Annotated in this window: 19 protein-coding genes; 6 read left to right on the forward strand and 13 right to left on the reverse strand. The window is 28.0% G+C overall.

The genetic code is table 11. The features are described 5' to 3' along the window. Positions 1 to 51: 51 nt before the first annotated feature. From ACJJV4_RS18085 to ACJJV4_RS18105, 5 genes are all read left to right on the forward strand, one after another. A complete protein-coding gene (locus ACJJV4_RS18085) occupies positions 52 to 627 on the forward strand; it encodes a helix-turn-helix domain-containing protein (RefSeq protein WP_405296798.1) in 576 nt (191 codons plus the stop codon). Beyond that, a complete protein-coding gene (locus ACJJV4_RS18090; protein WP_405296799.1) occupies positions 628 to 1,767 on the forward strand; it encodes a site-specific integrase in 1,140 nt (379 codons plus the stop codon). It begins immediately after the preceding gene. Next, positions 1,754 to 2,833 (forward strand): hypothetical protein, encoded by a 1,080-nt coding sequence (locus ACJJV4_RS18095; RefSeq protein ID WP_405296800.1) that lies wholly within the window; start codon positions 1,754 to 1,756, stop codon positions 2,831 to 2,833. The genes ACJJV4_RS18090 and ACJJV4_RS18095 overlap by 14 nt, the downstream gene beginning before the upstream one ends. A gap of 191 nt (positions 2,834 to 3,024) precedes the next feature. After that, positions 3,025 to 3,357, forward strand: a complete 333-nt coding sequence (locus tag ACJJV4_RS18100; RefSeq protein ID WP_405296801.1) for a helix-turn-helix domain-containing protein — start codon at positions 3,025 to 3,027, stop codon at positions 3,355 to 3,357. 231 nt (positions 3,358 to 3,588) lie between these two features. Further along, positions 3,589 to 4,020 (forward strand): hypothetical protein, encoded by a 432-nt coding sequence (locus tag ACJJV4_RS18105; RefSeq protein ID WP_405296802.1) that lies wholly within the window; start codon positions 3,589 to 3,591, stop codon positions 4,018 to 4,020. 132 nt (positions 4,021 to 4,152) lie between these two features. Here ACJJV4_RS18105 and ACJJV4_RS18110 read toward each other — a convergent pair whose 3' ends face one another. The 12 genes from ACJJV4_RS18110 to ACJJV4_RS18165 form a co-directional block, all read right to left on the reverse strand. Continuing rightward, a complete protein-coding gene (locus tag ACJJV4_RS18110) occupies positions 4,153 to 7,302 on the reverse strand; it encodes a hypothetical protein (RefSeq protein ID WP_405296803.1) in 3,150 nt (1,049 codons plus the stop codon). Continuing rightward, entirely contained in the window at positions 7,299 to 7,844 is a 546-nt protein-coding gene (locus tag ACJJV4_RS18115) for an ABC-three component system middle component 1 (RefSeq protein WP_405296804.1), read from the reverse strand. Before ACJJV4_RS18115 ends, ACJJV4_RS18110 begins: the two co-directional genes overlap by 4 nt. Further along, positions 7,822 to 9,204 (reverse strand): ABC-three component system protein, encoded by a 1,383-nt coding sequence (locus ACJJV4_RS18120; RefSeq protein WP_405296805.1) that lies wholly within the window; start codon positions 9,202 to 9,204, stop codon positions 7,822 to 7,824. The genes ACJJV4_RS18115 and ACJJV4_RS18120 overlap by 23 nt, the downstream gene beginning before the upstream one ends. Beyond that, positions 9,204 to 10,256, reverse strand: coding sequence for a ComEC/Rec2 family competence protein (locus tag ACJJV4_RS18125; protein WP_405296806.1), 1,053 nt, complete (start codon positions 10,254 to 10,256; stop codon positions 9,204 to 9,206). Before ACJJV4_RS18125 ends, ACJJV4_RS18120 begins: the two co-directional genes overlap by 1 nt. A gap of 484 nt (positions 10,257 to 10,740) precedes the next feature. Further along, positions 10,741 to 12,231, reverse strand: a complete 1,491-nt coding sequence (locus ACJJV4_RS18130) for an ImmA/IrrE family metallo-endopeptidase (protein WP_405296807.1) — start codon at positions 12,229 to 12,231, stop codon at positions 10,741 to 10,743. Positions 12,232 to 12,343: 112 nt separating this feature from the next. Continuing rightward, a complete protein-coding gene (locus tag ACJJV4_RS18135) occupies positions 12,344 to 12,916 on the reverse strand; it encodes a hypothetical protein (RefSeq protein ID WP_405296808.1) in 573 nt (190 codons plus the stop codon). Continuing rightward, positions 12,913 to 13,596, reverse strand: coding sequence for a hypothetical protein (locus ACJJV4_RS18140; RefSeq protein ID WP_405296809.1), 684 nt, complete (start codon positions 13,594 to 13,596; stop codon positions 12,913 to 12,915). Before ACJJV4_RS18140 ends, ACJJV4_RS18135 begins: the two co-directional genes overlap by 4 nt. A 572-nt stretch (positions 13,597 to 14,168) precedes the next feature. Continuing rightward, the gene (locus ACJJV4_RS18145) at positions 14,169 to 14,534 is read right to left on the reverse strand and encodes an HIT family protein (RefSeq protein WP_405296810.1); all 366 of its coding nucleotides are present in this window, start codon (positions 14,532 to 14,534) and stop codon (positions 14,169 to 14,171) included. Continuing rightward, on the reverse strand, positions 14,534 to 15,559 hold the full coding sequence (locus tag ACJJV4_RS18150; RefSeq protein WP_405296811.1) for an HNH endonuclease domain-containing protein: 1,026 nt from the start codon (positions 15,557 to 15,559) through the stop codon (positions 14,534 to 14,536). The genes ACJJV4_RS18145 and ACJJV4_RS18150 overlap by 1 nt, the downstream gene beginning before the upstream one ends. 548 nt (positions 15,560 to 16,107) lie before the next feature. Beyond that, entirely contained in the window at positions 16,108 to 17,154 is a 1,047-nt protein-coding gene (locus tag ACJJV4_RS18155; RefSeq protein WP_405296812.1) for a hypothetical protein, read from the reverse strand. Positions 17,155 to 17,383: 229 nt separating this feature from the next. Further along, a complete protein-coding gene (locus tag ACJJV4_RS18160) occupies positions 17,384 to 18,286 on the reverse strand; it encodes a hypothetical protein (RefSeq protein ID WP_405296813.1) in 903 nt (300 codons plus the stop codon). A 162-nt stretch (positions 18,287 to 18,448) separates the two neighbouring features. Then, positions 18,449 to 19,366: a coiled-coil domain-containing protein gene (locus ACJJV4_RS18165; RefSeq protein WP_405296814.1), complete on the reverse strand. Its 918-nt coding sequence runs from the start codon at positions 19,364 to 19,366 to the stop codon at positions 18,449 to 18,451. 790 nt (positions 19,367 to 20,156) lie between these two features. Here ACJJV4_RS18165 and ACJJV4_RS18170 point away from each other — a divergent pair. After that, positions 20,157 to 21,260 (forward strand): Fic family protein, encoded by a 1,104-nt coding sequence (locus ACJJV4_RS18170; protein WP_405296815.1) that lies wholly within the window; start codon positions 20,157 to 20,159, stop codon positions 21,258 to 21,260. A gap of 264 nt (positions 21,261 to 21,524) precedes the next feature. On the opposite strand, the gene ACJJV4_RS18175 is transcribed toward ACJJV4_RS18170, so the two are convergent. Then, complete coding sequence (locus tag ACJJV4_RS18175; RefSeq protein WP_405296816.1) at positions 21,525 to 22,451, reverse strand: glycerophosphodiester phosphodiesterase family protein; 927 nt, start codon at positions 22,449 to 22,451, stop codon at positions 21,525 to 21,527. Positions 22,452 to 22,453 lie beyond the last annotated feature (2 nt).

Below are 22,453 nucleotides of genomic sequence, written 5' to 3' on the forward strand. Positions count from 1 at the left end.
GTAATTTGTTAGAATCGAATAGAATTAAAAATAAAAGTGAAATTGTGTCGTATGTTAGTAAATAAAAGATGTACATATTGTGGAGATAAATTTCAAGCAAAGTCTGTAAGTACTAAGTATTGCAGCCATTCTTGTAACCAAAAGCATTACAAGCATAAGGAGAAAAAAGCACGACAACATCTCGCCAAAACCGATGAAATTACGGAGAGACATCCCTTTTCTGAGCGTTTAGAGCTCATTAAAATCAAAGAGTTTTTGAGTATAAATGATTGTGCTATTTTATTAAATGTTAGTCCTTCAACAATAAAGCGATTAATTTCGAAGGGTGATTTATTAAGTTTTAAAATACTCGGTCGCGTATTGGTTTCTCGAAAAGATTTAGATGCCCTATGTAAAAAAAGTATAAATAAAACTACAGTGAAAAAGGTAGCTAAAAAGGAAAAAGAGTTTGATGAGAAGAACTATTATTTTATGGGAGAAATTTCAAATTATTATAAAATTTCTCAGAGAACCGTGGAACGGCATTTAAAATTAAAAGGAATAAAGAAAATAAAGAAAGGTCGTTTTAATTATGTGCTAAAAAGCGATATTCGAAAATTATACGGAGCACCAAATATAAAGAACTAAATGGCTAATGTAACATTAAGACATAAAGCGATTGCAAATGGTAAGTTAAGTTTATACTTAGATTATTATCCTGCAATCATAAACCCAACTACGGGTAAAGAAACACGAAGGGAGTTTTTAAAACTTCAAATTCATGCAGCTCCTAAAAATGAATTAGAGAAAGCTCATAATAAAGAAACCATAGAGTTTGCAGAATTAATTAGATCTAAACGATTAATTCAAATTAGAGATAAGGAATACGGATTTAAAGAAAACATTAATTTCAGTGTAAATTTTATAGCGTTTTATGATACTATCATTGACGGCTACTTAAACAAAGGAAGCCATAATAATTATTTATCATGGAAAGCTTCACTTAATTACTTTAAAGCTTTTGCTGGTAATAAAATAAGTACACATCAATTAAGTCTTTTGCATTTAAAAAAGTACCGTGCTTTTTTACTATCAACTAAAAACCTGAGAACGAATAAAGGTAATCTAGCAATAAATACGGCTTCATCTTATTATAAAAAATTTGTTTACGTTTTAAAAGAGGCTTATAAGCAAAACTTAACAACTACAAACTTAGCTTTGCATGCCGATTATATAAAAGAAGAAGAAACCCATCGTGCTTATTTAACAGAAGAAGAATTAGGACTTTTGTGGAAAACAGATATTAAACACGATATAATAAAACATATGGCTGTTTTTTCTGCTTTAACAGGTTTACGGTTCGTTGATATTAAAAATTTAACCTGGGAGAAAATTTATAAAGACAAGCATCTTGGCGATTATGTGCAATTGAAAGAGCAAAAAACAGGAAATATAAATAATCATCCCATATCAGCGTCAGCTTATGCTATTTTAAAACTTCAACCAACTATAGAAGGCTTTGTTTTTGCAGGTATAAAGTATACGCAAATAGGCAGACCTTTAAAAAAGTGGATAGAAGATGCTGAAATAAATAAAAAAATATCTTTCCATAATTTTAGACATAGTTATGCCACGTTGCAATTAGCTAACGGAACAGATATTTACACAGTGTCTAAATTACTTGGACACAAAAATGTATCCACAACTCAAATATACACCAAGGTAATGGATAGGAATAAAGTAGAAGCAGCTAACAGAATAAATTTAGATTTAGATGGGTTATCTTAAAGTATATAATTATCATTATAACATAACATTTTATGCTGTTAAATCTATTTTTATAGATGAGTTTAAAAAGGCTAAAGCTAAAAACAGACCATTTCTCCCAATGGCTAATAATATCCTTCGGCAGTTAAATCATTTTCGAGACCAAAAGTTTGAAGCTCGTATAAAAGAGTATGCAGTAAAGTCTTACTTAGTGTTTTTAGATCGATATTCTCTTTATGAAGGAGAAAAAAGTGAGGTTATATCTTGGGTATTGGAAGATGAAGCTTTAAAGGCTTTTTCTAAAACGGTTAAATACCCTTATAGTTCTTTTATAGAAGACTTAGCTATACGTGAATGTTTAAATGAAGTTGGAAGGCACTTTAGCAATTATTATAATTATTACCAGTTGATTTATAAGCACGGTTGTTATCATTATTTTTATTTAAAGGACTTTGTTGACTGCAGCTTTGAAAGTTCTCAGGAGTATAAGTCCATGTCTTCCGTAGGCTTCAAGAATCATCAGGAAAGCTTGAAAAATGATAATGATTTGCAGGTCTTAAAAAATAAGGATTATAAATCTCAGTACAATATTGATATTAATCATTTAATCGGAGAGTTTGTAAATGGACAATATTTAGAGCCAATAAAAAAGCCAATAGTAGAACCTAATAGTAATAAGGAAATTAAAGATGATAAATTAAAATCTGAAAAGCAGACAAATGTTGAGTCGCTAATAAATCAATTTTCTGACAATGAGCGTTTATTAATTATTCATGTTTTATATAAATTGATTAATAATGATGTTAAAGACGAGGAAGTGCAGTATACCAACATTACAGGTGCAAATATGATGAAGATAATAAGGTTAGCTGGTACATTTAATGATAATAGTATCTTTTCTCAAGATTCTAAAAGTAACACTTCTTACAGTAAGGTTGCAAAGGGAATAAGTTATTATGGTGTTAGTAAACGGCTTGAACTTCTAGAGTCTACAATTTTAAAACTTCAAGCTTTTAAAATAGATATTTTAATCGCAGAATTAGAACGTATGAAAACAAAACACCTACAAAAACGAAGAATAAGTTAGTTGATTTAATATTTTCTTATCAATCTTTATAGTTGTTTTGTGTTGTTTTTGTTCGTTTTGTGTTTTTTAAGTAATTGTTTTTTAGTGGTTTAGTTCTTCCGTAGTTCTTCCGCGGGTCTTCCGCAGTCTCTAGACAAAAGCTGATTTCGGGAGTAAGTTTGCAGTATTATTAACTATAATACAAATGATAAATGAAGAAACAATTCTTTATGCTTACAGAGGACGAAATAGAAAACCTAGTAGAGCGTATTACAAACAATTTAAAAAAGAGTTACGAATCTCAAAATCGTATTCAAGAAAACGAATTTTTAACAATTGATGAAGCAGCAAAATTAGTCAAGTTATCCAAACCAACACTTTATGGTTTGGTGCACAAAAAGTCGATTCCTTATAGTAAAAAAGGAAAGCGCCTTTATTTCCAAAAATCAGAACTTTTAGATTGGATAAAATCTGGGAAGGCAGAGACAAGGTCGTCTCTAGAAAACAAAGCCGATCAATATCTTTTAAACAATAGATTAGCATAAGATATGGTAAATATAGAACAAGGTGGCTTTGTTAAGCTATTTCGAACACTTGTAGAGTGGGAGTGGTATAGGGATCTAAATACATGCAAGCTACTTAGGCATTGTTCAATAAAGGCAAATTACAGAACTAAATTGATTTTTTTTAAGAAGATAAAGAAGTGCTAAAACGTTAAATAACATGTTATTTAACGTTTTAGCCACATTAAATCACCAAAAACTACACAAAAACCTATGAAAAAGATAAAAAACTGCAAACATTGCCATGAGCAATTTGAAGCAAGAAGAAGTAACCATGTGTATTGCACAAATAGTTGCAAAACAAAAGCGAGTTATAAACGAAATGATTATAAATATATATCAGGTCATTATCAAAAAAAAGAAACAGGACTAAAAATACCAGATGAAAATACTCTTAATAATTCTGTTGTTCTTGAAGAGAAATTAGCTGCTATTGAAAAAAGAATAAGTGGTATAAATTTAGATTCCATTAAAAATACTATGATTGGCACGGCAGCAGCAGATAGTATAGCTTACGGATTAAAAAAAACATTTATGCCAAATACGCTACCAGCAACTAAAAATGATATTTTACTCTTAAATGAAGAGATGAAACAAATTAAACGTTTAATGTTTGAGCTAAAATATGGAGGGAAGAATTTATAAATTAATTATTAATCTCATGAGAATATTAAACACATTTAATATATTATACAATGAAGAGTTTGAAGCTATCTGTCCTTTGTTTGCTGTTTTTATATAATTACTCGTTTAATATATTATTAGCAAAGAGAGGTGTTAACTTGAGGGCTCAATTAGTTTTACTTTTCCAAAGGTTTCAAATTCTATAAATGTTGATTTAAACAACTCAGAAGGAATTTTCTTTTGCAATAAAAGGTGAAAATTTTCTTCATGAGTTGAAATAATCAACTGCTTATTTAACGATAATGTTATTCCCCTAAATAAATCAATAAACGATAAAATATTGATACTATCCATTGATTGAATTGGATCATCAATAAATATACAATCTACAGAATCACCTGTTTTAGGGTTCTTGGTTTTCAATGCACGAGCTAAGAAAATACTTAAACTTAAAATGTTTATTTGAGCTGTACTAAAATATAATGAAGGCACTGATTTTACTTTTTTACCATCTTCATCATGAGAAATTGTATAAATCTGTAATCTAGGTTTATTATCTTTAGAAAAACCACATTCAAAATAAATCTCTTTATAATCAGGATGAGGATCAATTTTTCTATAAATAGCATTAATTAAAGGCGTGTAAAAATAAGCTTCAATTGAAGTTTTTAAGTGTAAACTCAGATTATCTCTTTCAGTACATAACAGTTTTTCTCCCTTAGCTAGTTCTTTTAACTTTTCATTGATTTTATCAATTTGGTCTTGTATTTTTTTAGATTCTGTAGCTTTTATACAAGCATCATTTAAAATTCTAACGGTATTATATTTTTTTATTTTTATTTCAGCTTGTTTTTCTGTTTTTTTCTGAGCATCTATTAAATTGGCAAATTCTTTTTCAATTTGAGATTTATCTTTATCTTTTAGTATTAAGTTAAATTCTGATTGAACATAGTTTTCATACTTGTCATAAATTCTCAATACTAAATTTTTAGCATTATTCAGGACTTCAGTTTTCTTGACGTAATAATCTTTGGATAAAGTATAATTAGATAATTTTATATTTAACTTATTTAATGAATTTATTAGGTTTTCTTTAGCCTTTTTTAGATTAAAAACATCTAACTGGTTACTAGATATGTATTTAGACAATGTAGGTTTTTCAAATACATTAGAATTTAGCTCGCTAATAAAATATTCTTTAATTTCCTTATAATCACTAGAAGATTGATATTTTAAAATTTCACGTCCAGAAATTTCTATTTTTTCTTTAATTGATTTAATTAATGCTTCTTTCTCTTTAAAAGACCTTTCTTTTTCTTTCATTTGATTAGATAACTCTAATTCCTCCTTTTCTGTTTTTTTTAAATCATTTTCTATTTTGGTTGCCAATTCATCAAATGATTTTAAATTACCTAATAATAAATTAAGATCGTTTAAAACCGTTTGATTCTTTTTTAATTTTTCTAAATTGTTATTTTTCTCAGAATTTAGTTTTTCTATTCTATTTAGTGTGTTTTTATATTCTAATGAATACGGATCTTTAACTCTAAAAATATTTTTTTTAATATCTTCTTTATCAATAGCCAAATCAAGTATTAGATTTTTCACTTCTGATTCTTTTGTAGTCTTTTCTTTTAAAAATCTTTGTATCTGACTACCTAATAATTTATTAGATAAAATATTCTTAGATAATTCTTCAAACGAAGAGTAGTTGTGCTTACATAGAGGACAATCTGGTTCTTTTGATTTATTTACTAATTCTAACCCTGAATTCACAAACTCACTCAGTTCTTTATTTAACTGGTTTTGATCATTAATCTTTAATTGAATTTCTTCAATATCTTTTTTTAATTCATCTAGATTTTTTTCCTTAAGAATATAGTTTGTGATTAAGTCTTTATATTCTTCAAATAATTTAAATTCTGATAAAATTACAATGTCATCATTAATCTTATTTTCATAATATCCAAATTCATCTAAAATTATTTTTAAATCATTCTTTTTCTTTTCTTCTTTATCAATTGATTTTGATAAATTTTCAAGAGTTTTTTGAGCATTTGAAACAATTTGAGAAGTTAATTCAAATTCCTTTTGTTGAGCTGAAATATTATTAAGCTTAAATCTATTATCCTCTTGTAAGGTTTTTATTTCATTAAGTTTTATTGATGTATCATTTTTCTCCTTTTCCGCATTAAGTTTATCATGTTCAACCTTAAGTAATGTATCCTTATACTCTGCAAGATTGTTACTTAAACTTTCTATCTCTTTTTGTATGTTTAGGAATGATTGAAACTGTCTTTCAATTTTTAGAGCTCTCTCTAATCTATTTTGCTTATTTTTTATATTTATATCATTGCCATTAGACTCGTTAGTAAGCTTTTCTTTTTCATTAAACCATTTTACTACTTGATCTAATTCTTTTAACTGGTCATCTAGTTTATTAATTTTACTTTTATTTTCAAGATAGAATAACACACCTCCTTTTAACTTACCATCTTCAGATTCTTCTCCATCCCTTGCTAAACTTATTGTTTCAATACGTAATTTAGCTTTGATTAATTCATCTTCTAATGAAGATAATCTTACATCAATATTTGTAGATAAATTATCATAAGAAGCATCATTAAATATTTTTTGATCGATTAATTTTAAGTTTTCATTTTCTTGGTTAAGTGAACTAATTACTTCATTAATTTCATCAAATTTTTGAAATTCTTGTTCAAAATCAATCTCCCCTTGCAATTTATTTTGTTCTTCTCCTTTTTGATCAGTTAAAAATTTACGTTCGTCTTTTATGTATTTTAACAAATGGATAATCTTCTTATACGCAGAATCTTTTTTTTCTAAATCATCATCTATTTTGAGGAATTTAGCATATCTATCTTCCGCTTTCTCTTCTTTTAGAAATGTATCTATTAAATCTTGTGTTAATATTTGATCCTTAAAATATTCATTCTCAATCTCCGTTTTATCACTGTATACTTTACGTAAATTTATTATGTTTTCAAAAGATTTTTCACTTGTTTGAACTATAACTTTTCCATTTTTAGAATCCTTATTCAATAATAATGGTGCTTTATTATCTTTCCTTACTTTATCAAAATCAATCATTTTATCAAAGCGTTGAATTTTATGGGTAATGCCCCATTCTACAGCATCATAAAATGAAGTTTTCCCAAAACCGTTTGGAGCATAAATTGAAGCAAAATTCATTATCTCTCCATTTTTTGTAAAATCAAAAGTTGAGTTTTCTTCTTTTTCAAATGCTCTGAATCCTGTGATTTTAACACTTTTTATTTTCATAATGCATTTATTTTCTGAATGATTTCTTTTTGTACTTCTCTATCTCTAATTACTTTTTCTTCTTTGATAAGTAATTTCCATAGTTCTGCATTTTTAGGAGTGTATTTTGAGATAGGTGCTTGCTTAGTTGCATCTACAATTTCTTTTAGGTCGGTATTTGTAATATGCTCTACAATTAAACGATTTGCTTCGTCTTCATTAAATTGTTTATCATAAGAATCTTCAACAATTTTTCTACTTGAAAATTTATCATTCTCAATTTGTTTTTTGACATCTTTAGGAACTTCATCGCTAGTAACATATATAATATAGAGATTCCATTTATCATATACTGTTTCTAATTTTGACTGATATTTTAATGCAATTTCTTTTGAAATATTTTTCCATAGATTTTCTTCAGAGAGAGTCAAACTATTAGCGAATACAAAAAACACTGATATATTTACATTGAAGCTTGCTAAATGAAATTCAAAATCACAAGTAGTATGCTTTTCTTTTAATTGATCTATAAGGTCACTACTATATTTCAAATACTTTTCCATATTCTTCTTTTAGTTTAATTAGTAATTCTTCCTCATTAGATTTTTTAAAGGTTTTAAAATCTTCACTATTCTCAATGAGCATATATTTTTTTAAATATTCAAAATGTATAAAATTATACTTATCAAAAACAAATTCCTCTATTTCTGATTCAGCACTCCCAATATTGTTAACTTCTAAAGTTCCATTTTCATACTCGTTTCTGATGGTATTAATTCTCGGTACTAAACTACCTTTTTCTAACTTATAATAAGCAATGTTACCAGCAATAGGATTGCTTTTTGTCTTTATAAAGACCGTTCCATTTTCAGTTAATCCCAAATAATTTGATGACATGCAGTCTCCTAAAAAATCACCACTTTGCCAATCATCACTTGTGTTCTTATATAACAATCTTGTCATTGAAAAAATATCTTCAAGATCATCCTGATTACAACTAATTTCTTTAGCAATATTTATTAATGTTAAGAACTCTAACCAAGTAATATAAATTAACTCGTCATTAAGTATAGCATGATTCTTTTCATTGATTAATAATCTATCATTAAAAAGATCTTTGATGAAAAGTGGAGTAATGTTACTATTAATAACTTCGATTGTTTTATCCTTAAGAAACTTTTTTGTAAAAGAAATGTTTTGATCTAATATCCCCGCATCTAAATCAAAGGCTTTGTCTTTTAAGAAATTAAAGCTTGTTAAAAAAGAAGGTATCATTTCCGATAAATTATTTTTCTCAACTATTTCTATAAACTTATGAATAGGAACAATATCTATCTGACCGTTTGCGTAATCAGTAATGCTTGATGATTGAATTCCTATAACATTTATGCTTCCTCTATTTAACCTCAAAATACCTCCTCCAGAAAAGCCTTTAATATCCTCGTGATTTAGATTTCCAAAGTTCGTCTCTAATCTAAAGTACCCATTATTAGTATTATCGATTTTACGATTAATTTGATGATTACTGTATCGATCATTTTTATTAGCATCTATTTTACTAGGGTAACCACATAACAAACATTCATTAAAGGTAATACAGTCATTATCAATAAAAATCTGATTGAAGCCTAAGTTTTTATTTAAAATTAAAATAGCAGCATCTACATTCGGATCAGAATGCTCAAAATAATTTTTGCTATTTATAATTTCAACTTCATTTGGTTCATTTTGTTTATTTGAGAAAGAATAACTAATTTTCTCTTTTAATTTCTTTTCGTTTGTCCCACTATCATTAGGAACATCCGTATAAAAAACATGCTTAGCAGAAAGTATGTATGTTTTAGTTTTATCTAAAGGTTGAAATAAAACACCACTACCTCCTTCTAAAATGATAGTGTATTTTTTTAAGTCGGTTTCGTCCATTAAAAATCATTTTGCATTTTAGATTTAAAAGAAGGGTAATCTGTCCAATCTTGCTCAGAAAAAATGTCATCCTTTAAATTATAATTAAAGTATATAAAAGCATCAGAATTGTTATTAATAATTCTTGCAATAGTCCTTTTATTAGGTAATCCGTGTTTAGTTGCATTTGAACTTATCACGTAATTATTCGTTTTTACAATTTCCAAAAGTTCTTTATTAGTGTTATACATACTTCCATGATGAGACACTTTCATAAACTCTGTATTTAATACATTAAATTTATTATAACCAAATTTGTTTAAGCCTTCTATGACAACCGATGGATGAGCATCACCCAAGAAAAGATAGTTTTTATCTGCATACTCCACTATAAAAGCTATAGAACTACCATTGGCAACACTTGTGTCTTCTTTAAATTTAAAATCAGGTTGATTCTCTTCATCAATAAATTTTTTTAATAAAGTATTGAAATCTTTTTTAGTACCACTTGTAAAATAATCTTTTTGCTTCTTGTATAATTTTAAAAGCCTATCTAATTTTTCGTTGTTTGGAGACAAAATTTTGAATTGTAACCCAAATAAGTCTAATTCTGCACCTTGTTCAATAATTTTCCCTTCCCATAAATTATTGTCTCTAAGATATTTTTCAAATTTAATTCCTTGTCTAGCACTTGTGTTAAAATCGTCTACTCCATCGATTATTTCAATATCTAAATCTTTGTTTTCTTCGATGTCAAACTTTTTTGCTATTTCTTTTCCTGAATTAAACCAGACTTTTTTTATAAGTTTTGAAGCCTCTTTGTCTTTATTTAGCCATCTCAAAACCCCTCCAATGTGATCATCATCAAAATGAGTTAAAACCAAGAGGTCAACGAATTGCTTATCTCTTCTGATTTGTTCAATTACGTTAAAGAGTTCACCTTTTACATTTGATGTACTCTTATATGTGTCGCCAACTCCTCCATCAATTAAAATGTTTTTATGACTTTCATTATTCTTGAAAGAAACCCATATCGAATCACCATTAAAGGCTTTTAAAAATGTTACATTCATACGCAATAAATTGAGACTGTTATGTTTTTTAGGATGATGAGTATTGTTTAAATTTGATATGGTTTATTGGTATAATGAAAAAATGTTTTTGAAAGGTCGCAATAGCACTTATTATTCTAAAGTTATAAATATACTGTTTTACAGTCATTGTCTTTACTACTTACCATAATTTAATAAACTGTATTAAGAATTACTTTCTGAGATAGACGTTTTCATTTATCAAATTTAATAGTCGTCGTATTTAATAATGAACTCGATTACTTTAGTTTTTTTACCTGTGCTGATTTTAGGTGCTTAGTTTAATCTGTTTTTAGTTTTCTTGTTGTTCTTTGTTCTAGTTGTTCGTCATTTCGAGAATAGCGTCTAGAGCTAGAGAAGTAACATTAAAAAAGCTCTATGTGCGGTTAAGACTCGATAACTTTGAAAACCCACAAAAAAAACTTCCGTTTTAGCACTAGATAATAATGTTTTTTGCTTGTTATTACTATTTTAAATTAATGCTAAAATATAATGGATAATCTTCTTTTTTATTATTTTTTCCTTGAAGAAAAAGTTCATAAGAGTCACATCTGTACGTGACCCAAAAGCTATAGCTATCTTGACCTTCTGTTTTATTACAATCAGAGAATTCAGTATCTAATGTATTCTTTAAATTTTGATAAAAATTTTTCACATGATTATTTTGAGAAGAGTAATGAGGGAAGTCCAATTCTACCTTTAAAATTTGTTTTTGTAAATCTGTTATAACTGTAGTTTTTGTGTTTTGACCATATTGTATAGAGGAATCATAGAGCAGAGTGTTCTTAAGAAAGAAATTTTTCTCACCCAGTCCTTGTATAATATCTTCATTTTCAACTAAGCATGTGTTTAAAATTGAATTTATATAAATCATAAAATCTAAGGATATATCTTCTTTTTCTAGTAGGTTTAAATATTTAATGCTTTCTTGATGCACCTTGTTTAAAGAATCTTTACTAACATAACTACATGAGTATATAGCATCAGGAGTGTTTATATTAGGGTAAATAATTGAAGGCATTTGATCTTTAGATATTTCAAGTATTCCATGAGGATCATTTTCGCCTTTATCCCATCTTAGTTTATCTTGAATTCTGTAAGTTCCTTGGGGAGGTAAGTAAAATGAGTAATGATTAACATTTAGTTTTCTAAATGATTTTGCTGATTTTGGGTTAATTCGGTTAATTAATGAAACAAAAACTTCCATTTCAATAATAATACTTTTGTTTCCAATATTTTTATATGTTAAATCATAGTCTACATATGGGTGAGATTTACCGGTGTGAAAAGTAATTCTTTGATTTGGAGGAGTTATTAAAACTAAATTATTCGATACCTTTCTATCATAATTTAAGATTTTTTTAGCTTGTCTATATGACCAAGCAAATAACTCTTCATCATTCTTATTATCAACAAAATTTAAAATATAATCCATCTGCTTCTTAAAAATTTCAGGAGTTAATCCCATTTTAATATTTAATGCGGGATTTGCTTTCACTCTTTGGTCATATATATATCCTAGTCCATTTGTAAATCCAAGTCTAAAAGCAAGTGCGCGGTCGCGTTTATTAGGATGTGTTCCAATTGTATGCTCATTTGAACCGATTTCAATAGCTACATTTAGCAACTCTTCAAATATTTCATTAATAAGTAAAGGTTTTTGTTTAATGAAATCAAACAATTCAAAATTAATATAAAGTAACATTAGACTTGCTAATATATCTGCTTGAGTTTCAATAATTGTTCTTGAAACTAAATCATTATTCATATAATTGGGATGATCTTTATAAGCTTGATATTGCATTTGATGTGCGAATTCATGTGCTACTATGAAGCGAATGATATATTCTTTAACAATGGAATTACTAGATTTAACAATGCTGTTAATCTTATCTATATTTAGCCGAATGGTCTTATTAGGTAATGAGATTATATTCCCAGATTTAGTTATATCCATCTTTATTCGGTGGCCATACGTCTGGTTGAGCTTATTAAGCTCATTTATGGCTACGATTGAGTCGTTTTGAGAAAACAAAGAGTTTACTAAAAAAAGAAAGTATATAAATAATTTATTCATTTATTGACGTGTATAGCTTAATCATATTCGTAAAACTAACTAGAAAAATTGCAAATAGACAGTAGTTAAAGGCGAGAAGAAATATTAAATAATTTTTATTAGTTTTAATGCTTTGATCTGTCCAAATTTTGGATGCATTTCCACCGACAGCCTTAAGAAGCTCACTTTTATCTATATTCAATATTTTCATTTTTGATTCAAGTTTGTTTGGCTCTTTCAATTTGTTTCCAATTACAATTGTTGAATTGTAGTATTTCATAGTTCTTTTATCAATATTCTCACTATAGAGACAGTACGAACATATTAAACTAAACAAAAGAGAAATTGAAATGATTAACCATGTACGCTTTTTTTTAAAATAATATGTTAATATTAAAATGAAACCAGCTATAACTGTTGAGATAAATAATATGAACTTAATTTGAGAAGAATATTGGTCACTATCTCCCCACTCAGGTAATGGAATAAGTATTGCTCCAGCAATTGTACCTAACCAAGCACCCAATGCTGCTATTTGGTTCCAAGAATTTTGTAATAAATTGATTTTTTTTTGAATAGTATTCATAGATGAAATATTATAGATTCTTTTTCTTCTTGAAGATTTCCAATTTCTACTTTATCTTTTTTTTGAATTATATTACCTTTTTTTTCAATCCAAATTGTATAGTAACCAGGAGATAGATTCATGGAAGCATTATTTGTTTGATTGTTAAATGAAAACTTGGCATTTTCAAGAGAATAGTCCCATATGTAATTACATTTTACATCATAGCCATCATAATCTCTACCTTTATTTTTTGTGAATACAGATACATGTACTACGCTTAATAATCCCGAGTTTATACCTAAAGGTGATGCTGAAGTTTTTAAAAAATAGTCTTTTTGAATTAGATCTATTACGATTTTTGATTTGGAATTTGATTCCCAATGAGTAAGTAGATTTTCGAGTGTTTTTTGCGAGTTTTCTAAAGATTGGAATAACAAAGAGTCTGTTTCGAATTTTAAACTATCTGCATGCTTTAGTTTTTTATATAACTCTGTAGTTGTTTTTGATAAAAGACCCAAACTAGATTTCAATTCGCTGTTTTCTTCTGTCAGGTTCTTATTTTTTAAGATGACTTTTCTTATTGTTTTTTGCGTTTCTAATTCTAATTGTTTAATACTATTTTGACTTTGTAAGGGAACAGCCGAAAACAAAAAAATCAAAAAAATAAAATCTCGAATATTAATTTTTTTTACTTTCATAAAAATAAGTTTATTGTTCTATATAATTGTTGGTTTTTTTTGAAATAAAATCGTATCTATGTTAAAGAGTCCATGTTTCAATAATAGAACTCATTAAAAATTTTTAGTATTAACTACTAAAATTGACTTCTGCTAATAATTGTAAAAATGCGTAGGGAGGATATGTAATAGTTTCTATTACAAGGATTTAAATATAGTTAAAATATTTGAGCTCCTTGAGTTTTGTAGTCTTTTTATTTAAAAAATAATCTAAATAATATGATATTTATAGTATTGTATATAAGTTTAGCTTAAGGTGAAAATTGATAAACAACAAATAGCTTTATTAGTTTTACCGGAGTGAGGAATGAGTTCTCCAGTTGCAAATTTAATATATTTTTAGGTGGATTTTTTAGTCATGAGCTGATTACATTATTTAATCGACTCATGACTTTTAATTGGCAATAAAAGAATGGACAAAATTCAGCTATGATATAAACAATCTTGAGGATAAGCTTTATGTCTTTGCTGAAACTTTTGATATTTGTTTTTTGGGGAAAAGCTATAATTTGTTTTTTAATTGGGTAGGTAACTTAATAATTTCCTTTTCCTTCTACACAGTGTCTTATTCCTCCTTTTGGATTTTTCATATCGCCTTTAAACCTTGGAATAATATGACAATGAAAATGCATTACAGACTGTCCGGCAACTTCTCCACAATTCATCCCTATATTATAACCATCAGGTTTGTATTTGGATTCTATTATTTCTTTTGCCTTTTCAATTAGTTCTGTTAACTCAATACGTTCATCCTTATTTAATTCAAAATAATCTATCTTTTCTGCATTTGAAATAATTAAAATATGCCCAGGTGAAACTGGGTATCCATCTTCTATTAGGAAAAAGTAATTTCCTTGATATATAGTTTTGTCTTCTTTGATATTGCTAAATACACTCATTAAAAATTTCCGTTTAATTCAAATTCTGGTTTCCAAGTTATAATTGTAGAATTTAAGGCTAATTGATATTGTTTATTTAAAAATTCGATTCTTTTTTGTGTTGTTTTACCTGTTTGATTAATTATTGTTTCTGCTAAAGGGTGTTTACTCTGAATGTAAAATTCGTTTCGGTTAAATAACCTTTGTAAAAATCTTTTCTCTGGAATTCTAGCAGACTTATTTCTATTAACGTCTTTATCTGCTAACACAAGATTCCATACACCGTCTATATTTGCACCAAAACTATTGTGTAACGTTTTATTTGTGTGAGGGAAGAAATGGTCTACTTCACATAAGTTAGGAGCTCCTTTTACAACAGAAATGTCTTTAAAACTGAAAAAACATTTACCTTTCTGGTATCCATTTAGAGAATCTCTAACAGATGTTATATCCGTTCTTCTCATAAAATTATTTTCTAAGAAGAATAAGGATTTATTTTCGTCGTATTTAACCTCAAGTAGGTTCGGGTTTATATTAAGATTCCATGCGGTTTCTACTAAATTCCAACGAGCCTCAACTTCCTGATTAAAGTTTTGAAAATGAAAAGATTCTTTCAATTTTAAGAGATTGTCTTTAATAACTATTTCTTTTTTACCTGATTGATAATTTTTCTCATAAAAAATATTAGGAATTTGAGATCCGTTAAGGTTTTGAAAAGCATCTACTACATTCACAAAACCTAATTTTTCGGTTTTTAACCATAACTCCTCATCTGAAATTTCCCCATTGATATGATTTCTACATACATTTAAAAAACTACTTGATTTTGCATTTCCTTGTTTATCATTTTGTTTTAAGTGCTCAACGATATTTTTAGAAAATGGTTGAGATAATTTACTTAAAGAAATGTTTGTGGTTTCTTTATCTACTAATTCTAGTAAACTTTTGGCAAAAGCAAATTTATATGTAGCACTATTTTTTCCAAATAGAATTAAAGCTCTCCATTGAGACTCTAAACTAGGATCGTTTATTTGAAATTGTGTCATTTCTTTTGCTTTCTCAAATATACTAAAACTTGTTCTTTCAATGTTATATGTTGTTTTCTATGAAAGGAGCTTCTGATAAAAACATCGGAAGTTAACAAAAGGGCATATATTATCAATCGAGTAGTAAAATATGTGCTTTTTTTTCTGCAATGTTAGCGCAATGTCTTTATTTATATTTAGCGATTGTTTTGTCATTTAATATTTTAATTTGCTTAATTGTTTCTATATGTTCTTTATAAAACTTCCATCTTTCATCATCGACACCAGTTCCAGAAATATTTCTGAAATACATTGAGAATGGACCGTTAGTATTCTTAAGTTCTTTTTCACTGGGTTTATACCTATCTAAATTGACTAATGAATCATAATAGTAGTTATTTGCTAATTTTTGAATTAGAACTCTAATTTCAGAATCAATAACATTTGAATAGAATCGATGTTAGGGTGCGTTATTTTATATTCTTATTTAATTTATTCGGCTAATTGAGCAAAAATTTCAATTCCGCTTTTTCCCGTTTAGTTGTCAAATGCTAATTTCTACAAAACTTCTAATTTTTTTCGTACCGTGTTGGACTCAAGGCTCTTAACTTTTGAATTCTCCTAAAGAATTTTGATATACTTTCAGAATTTTTTTTAGATTCTTTAAATAACAGGCTCTGCCCTGTACTTTTATATATATTGTCCCAATCCCGTAAAAGAAAATTTGCCCAAGCAATGTTATTATACAAACCACCAACAATTTTATCATTTATTCTTGCTTTTTTGGAATTTGGTTGATATTCTTTTATAGCGTTTTTCCAAATTTTAATACAATAATTTAAAGTCTGTATTTGTTCATTATATTGATATCTGCGAAAACTATTAGGGTTATTTTTTATTAATTTTTTAATTGAATCATAGGCTTGTTCTAAATCTGAATAATCATATTTTTTACCTTTACCTATTGTAATTTTCATTTTTGTTGATTTAATAGGATAACCATATTTTTCGTCAATCATATTTGAAAATTCACGCACCCTTTTATCTAACATATTACGATACATTCCATATGCTTTACGTTTTCCATCACGTTTTAATATTTTAGACGCTAAACCAATTTCTTCAATAGCGCCTGAGTCATAAACTTGTTCTAAAACAAAATTATCTTGAATAACTATATCTTTATTATTTAGAACATCGCGCATTAAAATATCAGATTTAATGGATGCAGTAATAACTAACTGTTCTGCTGGTACTTCCACACGTTTGCCATCTTTTTTTATCCTTGTAGTAGTTTTATGAATTTTAGATACAAAATTGGCTGAATGAAAATTCATTTTTAAGAGAATGTGTGCTTTAGTTGTTTCAGTTGTTTTTTTGTAGCCAGCAAGAGTAACATCTGTATGAGTGATTTTTGTCATAGTAAAATTGTTAATATCTACTATTTCAGGAATTTCATTTAGAATTTGGGTATAATAAGTTTTAACGTTTACAGGAAGTGGTTCTTTTGGTGGTTGGACATATCTAATATTTATGTTTTTATAGCTTGGCTTTTGAGCATAACCGTTTAAAGTAAACAATAAGATAAAAAAGAATAAGTAATATTTGATTTTCATAGAAGAAAGAGTTTAACTTTATTAATAGCTAATTAATTATTTGTTCACTTAATATGTAACTTAAATTTAGTTAATAAAGGTGAAAAGATGTTCGTTTTAATACACCCTAACGGTCTCGGATATTAGTAGTTGCGTGGTTTAACACATAACTTTGCAAGTACACACCAAACTAAAAATCCGAGAGGATTTTCAGAAGTAGGCGAGAACAAGCAATTACTTATAGCCATTGTTATGTGTTGTTTATTTCTTTTGGTTTTGACATTTCACAATATGTCTCTATTCCGAACATCAAAATAAGTGCAGCAAAAGGTGTTATCACTGCATTATATTTTAGTCCAATTGAAATTAAGGCTCCAGAAACTAGTGTCTTAATACTATCAACTGTTACGTATTTTTTACCAACTCTGTCTTTAGGGTTACATAAAATATTATACAAACTCTTTTTTAACGCACTTGTTAGTTTCTTTCCGAATGTATGACTTTCAACTAACTTGTCATTTTTTATATCAGATGATTGAGGAAGTAAAATGCTATTATTTGATTTTAATAACAAAATCCTACTATTTAATATTTTTGAACTATCTCTTACTTCTTTAGTTATTAAATCACCTATTTTAATGTAGAGTTCATCTTCTGATAAGTTCAAATACTTTTTAATATTTATATTTTCATTTTCATTTTTTTGTTTATTTCTTGAAGTATTAACATAATTACTTAAAAGATATAATTCCTGAATCTCTTCGTTAATTTTATCAATAAACTTGATTAAATCTTCTTTGTAATTTGGATATAATTGATTTTTTATTTTTTCTATCTCGTTGAATGTATTATCTAGTTTTTTTACTCCTGCCTCAGTTTTATGCAAATAGAATAAGCATAAGGATTCAAAAATTTTCGTTTTAAATTTCTCAAGAATTAAGCTGTCGTTTCTTTGAGTATTAACAGATTCAATATCCTTATGTCCTAAAGCTTTTAATAACCAAGGTTGCTTATATGTAGTAGGTTTTTTGTCTTCTAATTTTATATCATTTAGCACACCAAGAGCTTTACTACAGGACTCAAGCGCATCATGATAGTTGCCCAGTCGGATTTGGGTCTCTATATATCTTAAATGATTAGTGTTTTCTGACATATTTTTCGTTTGTTGAAATAACACATAACGTGTTTGTGTATGATTAGTTGCGTGGTTAATCAGATAATTTAGCAAATAAAAACTAACCACGAAAGTCCGTGAGGACTTTCGTAAGTAAGCCTAAAAAGCAATTAATTATACACAGTGGTGTAAGTGGTTTTTTTACATACTTGCGTTAAAATTCATAAATACTTCTGATTCTTCCTTTGCTAAATCTTCTAAATTTGCATCTATCATTTTAAGAGCATTATCAAATTCAGTAATCAATTGAGAAAGTTGTGATTCGAGTTCTTTTACTTTATCGGTAGCGTTAGCTTCTTTTAGCCTTTTGATTGATGTTTTTATGTTTGCAATCCCGTTATTATAATTAGCTGAAATTTCATCTCTTGATTGAATTAATTGTTTTTGAATTTCGTCAAATAGGTCTTTAATGTCTTGTTTTAATTCTTTATTTATTTCGCTACTGAAATTATCAGATAGTTTTTTAACTTCAGAATTCATATCATTTCCTATTTCTTGGACATCTTCAGAATAATTATTAATTTCTCCTTCAACAGATGTCAAATAAAATTGTGGTAAATGCATTTTTATTTCAATCGTTTCCATTTTCACGACTGGTTTGTCAAATTTTATTTCAACTCTCTTTGAGCTAAATTTTGGAATATCTGTTTTAAATTCAACTCTTTTTGTGTAAACTTCTGGTTTATCGCCATAGACACATTTCATATAAACTTTTGGCGGGAAACCGTGGAATTCTGGTTTTTTGAAAAGGCAAGTTCTTTTCATTCTTACCGCAGGAACATCAAAACTTATTTTTTCGGTTTCCATTTTTACTTCTGGAACGTCAAAGCTTATTTTTTCAAGCTCCATTGAGAATTTAGGAATATCAAATTTAATAGAAGTGATTTTCCATTTAATATCAAATTGTAAATCAACTGTAGCTTCAAAGTCATTTGGATTTGGTTCTTCTAAATCATCTATTCTGCTCTTTGCTGATTTTTGTAGTGCTTCAATTTTTTCTTTTAATAGAGCTTCTTTTTTTTTGATTTTTTCTTGAATTTTTTTGTCAATGTCGCTCATCTTTTCTTGGTTTTAAATTTATATTAATGGTTGTTTTTAAATTACTTACAACTTGTTTATATAATCGCTCTAAACACTCATTTAATTCTAATAAATCTCGATATCCTTTATTTATTATCAAAGAAAGTTCTTTAGAAGAAAAATTAATCATGACATTATTCATTATAGATGGCACTAAATTTGGCCTGCTGATGAAAGTTGGGATTTCCAAATAATAATAGGTATCTAAACTAATGTGCATAATTCTTTTTTTGCAAATGAACTATTCTTGGAAATTATTAGAGATAGAGTGACTAGAATATTGATTTTCATAATAAATTCGTTATTGTTAATTCTATTATCTTATCAACACCAAACATTAATCAAAGAGCCAGTAAAAAACACATAACTCATCGACAATATTTAGCGTTAATTGCTAAAATTGACTTGTGCTAATAATTATGAAAAAAAACAGGGAGAGAGTGTAATAAGCTCGCTTATAGCTTATTGGGGTTTAAATATAAATAAAAAAAATAACCTGTAAAGATTTTTTAGTCTTTTTATTAAAAAAACATAGAATTTCAATTCTATTTTAATTGCGAGTTTATTAATTCAGAAAAATTTCTAAATACTCATTAGCTTCGTTTAAATTAATAGGAGGTAAGATTGGTTTTATCTTTTATATATCTAGTTTACAGTAAAAATAATACTGTGTTTTAAGAAGGCATAGTTTAATAATGAGCCGATTAATTTTGTTAATCGGCTCATTATTTTATGTATTTTTGAGCCAATTACGTAATATAATCGGCTCATGACTTATAATTGGCAACAAAAAGATTGGACAAAATTTAGCTATGATATAAACAAGCTGGAGGATAAGCTCTATACCTTTATTGAAAAATCAGGACGTATCAGTGGTATTTTAAAAGCCATGACAAGAGAAGATCATGTGCAGGCTATGATAAATATTATGGTTTCTGAAGCCATTAAAACTTCCGAAATTGAAGGTGAGTATTTAAGTCGAATAGATGTGTTATCCTCAATCCGTAATAATCTAGGTCTTAATGTTAACCCAGAATATATTAAAGACAAAAATGCAGAGGGTATGGCAACGCTCATAACAGATGTACAAAATAGCTATGCAGAAAAACTGACCAAAGAGAAACTTTTTGATTGGCATAAAATGATATTCCCCACAGCTTCGAATATTCATGTAGGCAGATGGAGGGTACATGAAGATCCTATGCAAGTTGTGTCTGGAAGAATAGATAAACCGGTTGTTCATTTTGAAGCACCACCTTCTAAGCAGGTATCATTAGAGATGGATAACTTTATCTTTTGGTTTAATGAAACGGCGCCTAATGGGGCTAAAATGATTAAACATGCCGCTATAAGATGTGCTATCTCTCATCTTTATTTTGAAACTATTCATCCATTTGAAGATGGCAATGGGCGTATTGGACGTTCTATAGCAGAAAAAGCATTATCACAGTCTATAGGCTACCCACTTCTATTGAGTCTTTCTGCAACTATAGAAGGAAATAAACAAGCGTATTATAATGCATTGAAAGAGGGGCAAAGTAGTAATGAAATTACTGGTTGGCTTGAGTATTTTATAGATGTTATATTGAAAGCACAAGATGAAGCAGAATCCTTGATTGATTTTACCTTGAAAAAAGTTAAACTTTTTGACCGCTATGAGAGCCAATTAAATGATAGGCAATTAAAAGCGGTTAAACGTATGCTTAAAGAAGGGCCAAAAGGATTTGAAGGAGGTATGACTGCTAAAAAGTATATGCGAATTAGTCAAACATCTAAACCAACAGCTACAAGAGATTTACAAAAATTAGTAGATTTACAAATATTTAAAGTTGAAGGAGATGGACGTAGTACATCTTATCACATTAATTTTTAATAACCTAGTATAGTTTAAAGTAGATCATGATTTAGCTAAAATAGATCTGGTTATTGCTGGGGGTATTGGTTGTAAATGAGTTTGATGGTAAAAGCATTTCAATTTTTGTAGCATTCTACTATTATTTCCTATTTATTTTTGAGATATCTATTCAAATAGATTAAAATTAAGATAATAATATAGGGTACGGAACTTAGTTCCGTACCCTATATAAAAGAAATAATATAACTAAAAATAAACTAACGTTTGGCTCTGATTAATGAGTTAATCATGCAAGTCTTTGGCTCTTAAATAATTTAATAATTGATCAGGATTATCGGTCATAATGGCATTAGCTCCATTGTCTATTAACCATCCCCAAGCTGCATCGGGGCCTTCAATCATGGCTAATTCGTCGGTGTGACCGGCTGTTAAAGCATCCCATAGTGGAATTGTTAATACAGTAATATTCTCATTATTCAAAGTTTTAATTAATTCGAATTTTTTAGAATCAACCGATTCAAACGTTACTTCGTAAGCAAACGGTTTTAAGATGCTATTGTAATCTTGAACGTACTGAGATGGATCGTTTACATTATCTATAACAATCGGCATATAAATTATAGCATTCATAATATCTCCATATTTTTTCATCATTGTGGCTACGTTTTCTCTACCTTTAAAAATGGCTTGCTTAACAGTACCTGTTTTCTTTAAAACAGCATAAGCTTCTTTTACCGTTTCGCCTTCAACTTTATCTAGATTAATCATTATTTTATCTTTACTTAAAATCATAACTTCTTCTAATGTTGGAATCTGTTGTCGAGATCCACGAACTCCACAGGCGTTTTTAAGTCTGAACGTTTTTAATTCTTCTAGAGTATAATCCGATACTTTTCCTGTTCCATTAGTTGTTCTGTCTATAGTTTTGTCATGCATTAAAACCAGTTGACTATCTTTTGTTAATCTTACATCAATTTCTACAATGTCGATTCCTAAGTCAATACATCTTTTTACGGCAAGAAGACTGTTTTCTGGAGCATAATTCCATGCGCCACGGTGTGAAACAGCAAGTACCTTGCTTTTTGATGGATGATGTAATTGATTAAGGATAGAATCTGCTCTTGTCTTTAATTCTTTAGGTGATTGCGAAAACCCTAGTACGCAAATACATTGTATTATTATTAGGATTAATAGTTTTGGTGTTTTCATAT

It is taken from the genome of Algibacter sp. Ld11, from assembly GCF_045066735.1.
In the GTDB taxonomy this organism is placed as follows: domain Bacteria; phylum Bacteroidota; class Bacteroidia; order Flavobacteriales; family Flavobacteriaceae; genus Algibacter.

Bases quoted from the DNA above. Each gene is read 5' to 3' on its own strand.
- ACJJV4_RS18135 (WP_405296808.1), bottom strand. From the start codon at position 12,916: ATGAATACTATTCAAAAAAAAATCAATTTATTACAAAATTCTTGGAAC.
- ACJJV4_RS18130 (WP_405296807.1), bottom strand. From the start codon at position 12,231: ATGGATATAACTAAATCTGGGAATATAATCTCATTACCTAATAAGACC.
- ACJJV4_RS18175 (WP_405296816.1), bottom strand. From the start codon at position 22,451: ATGAAAACACCAAAACTATTAATCCTAATAATAATACAATGTATTTGC.
- ACJJV4_RS18110 (WP_405296803.1), bottom strand. From the start codon at position 7,302: ATGAAAATAAAAAGTGTTAAAATCACAGGATTCAGAGCATTTGAAAAA.
- ACJJV4_RS18090 (WP_405296799.1), top strand. From the start codon at position 628: ATGGCTAATGTAACATTAAGACATAAAGCGATTGCAAATGGTAAGTTA.
- ACJJV4_RS18140 (WP_405296809.1), bottom strand. From the start codon at position 13,596: ATGAAAGTAAAAAAAATTAATATTCGAGATTTTATTTTTTTGATTTTT.
- ACJJV4_RS18170 (WP_405296815.1), top strand. From the start codon at position 20,157: ATGACTTATAATTGGCAACAAAAAGATTGGACAAAATTTAGCTATGAT.
- ACJJV4_RS18105 (WP_405296802.1), top strand. From the start codon at position 3,589: ATGAAAAAGATAAAAAACTGCAAACATTGCCATGAGCAATTTGAAGCA.
- ACJJV4_RS18115 (WP_405296804.1), bottom strand. From the start codon at position 7,844: ATGGAAAAGTATTTGAAATATAGTAGTGACCTTATAGATCAATTAAAA.
- ACJJV4_RS18160 (WP_405296813.1), bottom strand. From the start codon at position 18,286: ATGTCAGAAAACACTAATCATTTAAGATATATAGAGACCCAAATCCGA.
- ACJJV4_RS18165 (WP_405296814.1), bottom strand. From the start codon at position 19,366: ATGAGCGACATTGACAAAAAAATTCAAGAAAAAATCAAAAAAAAAGAA.
- ACJJV4_RS18095 (WP_405296800.1), top strand. From the start codon at position 1,754: ATGGGTTATCTTAAAGTATATAATTATCATTATAACATAACATTTTAT.
- ACJJV4_RS18100 (WP_405296801.1), top strand. From the start codon at position 3,025: ATGAAGAAACAATTCTTTATGCTTACAGAGGACGAAATAGAAAACCTA.
- ACJJV4_RS18150 (WP_405296811.1), bottom strand. From the start codon at position 15,559: ATGACACAATTTCAAATAAACGATCCTAGTTTAGAGTCTCAATGGAGA.
- ACJJV4_RS18155 (WP_405296812.1), bottom strand. From the start codon at position 17,154: ATGAAAATCAAATATTACTTATTCTTTTTTATCTTATTGTTTACTTTA.
- ACJJV4_RS18145 (WP_405296810.1), bottom strand. From the start codon at position 14,534: ATGAGTGTATTTAGCAATATCAAAGAAGACAAAACTATATATCAAGGA.
- ACJJV4_RS18120 (WP_405296805.1), bottom strand. From the start codon at position 9,204: ATGGACGAAACCGACTTAAAAAAATACACTATCATTTTAGAAGGAGGT.
- ACJJV4_RS18125 (WP_405296806.1), bottom strand. From the start codon at position 10,256: ATGAATGTAACATTTTTAAAAGCCTTTAATGGTGATTCGATATGGGTT.
- ACJJV4_RS18085 (WP_405296798.1), top strand. From the start codon at position 52: ATGTTAGTAAATAAAAGATGTACATATTGTGGAGATAAATTTCAAGCA.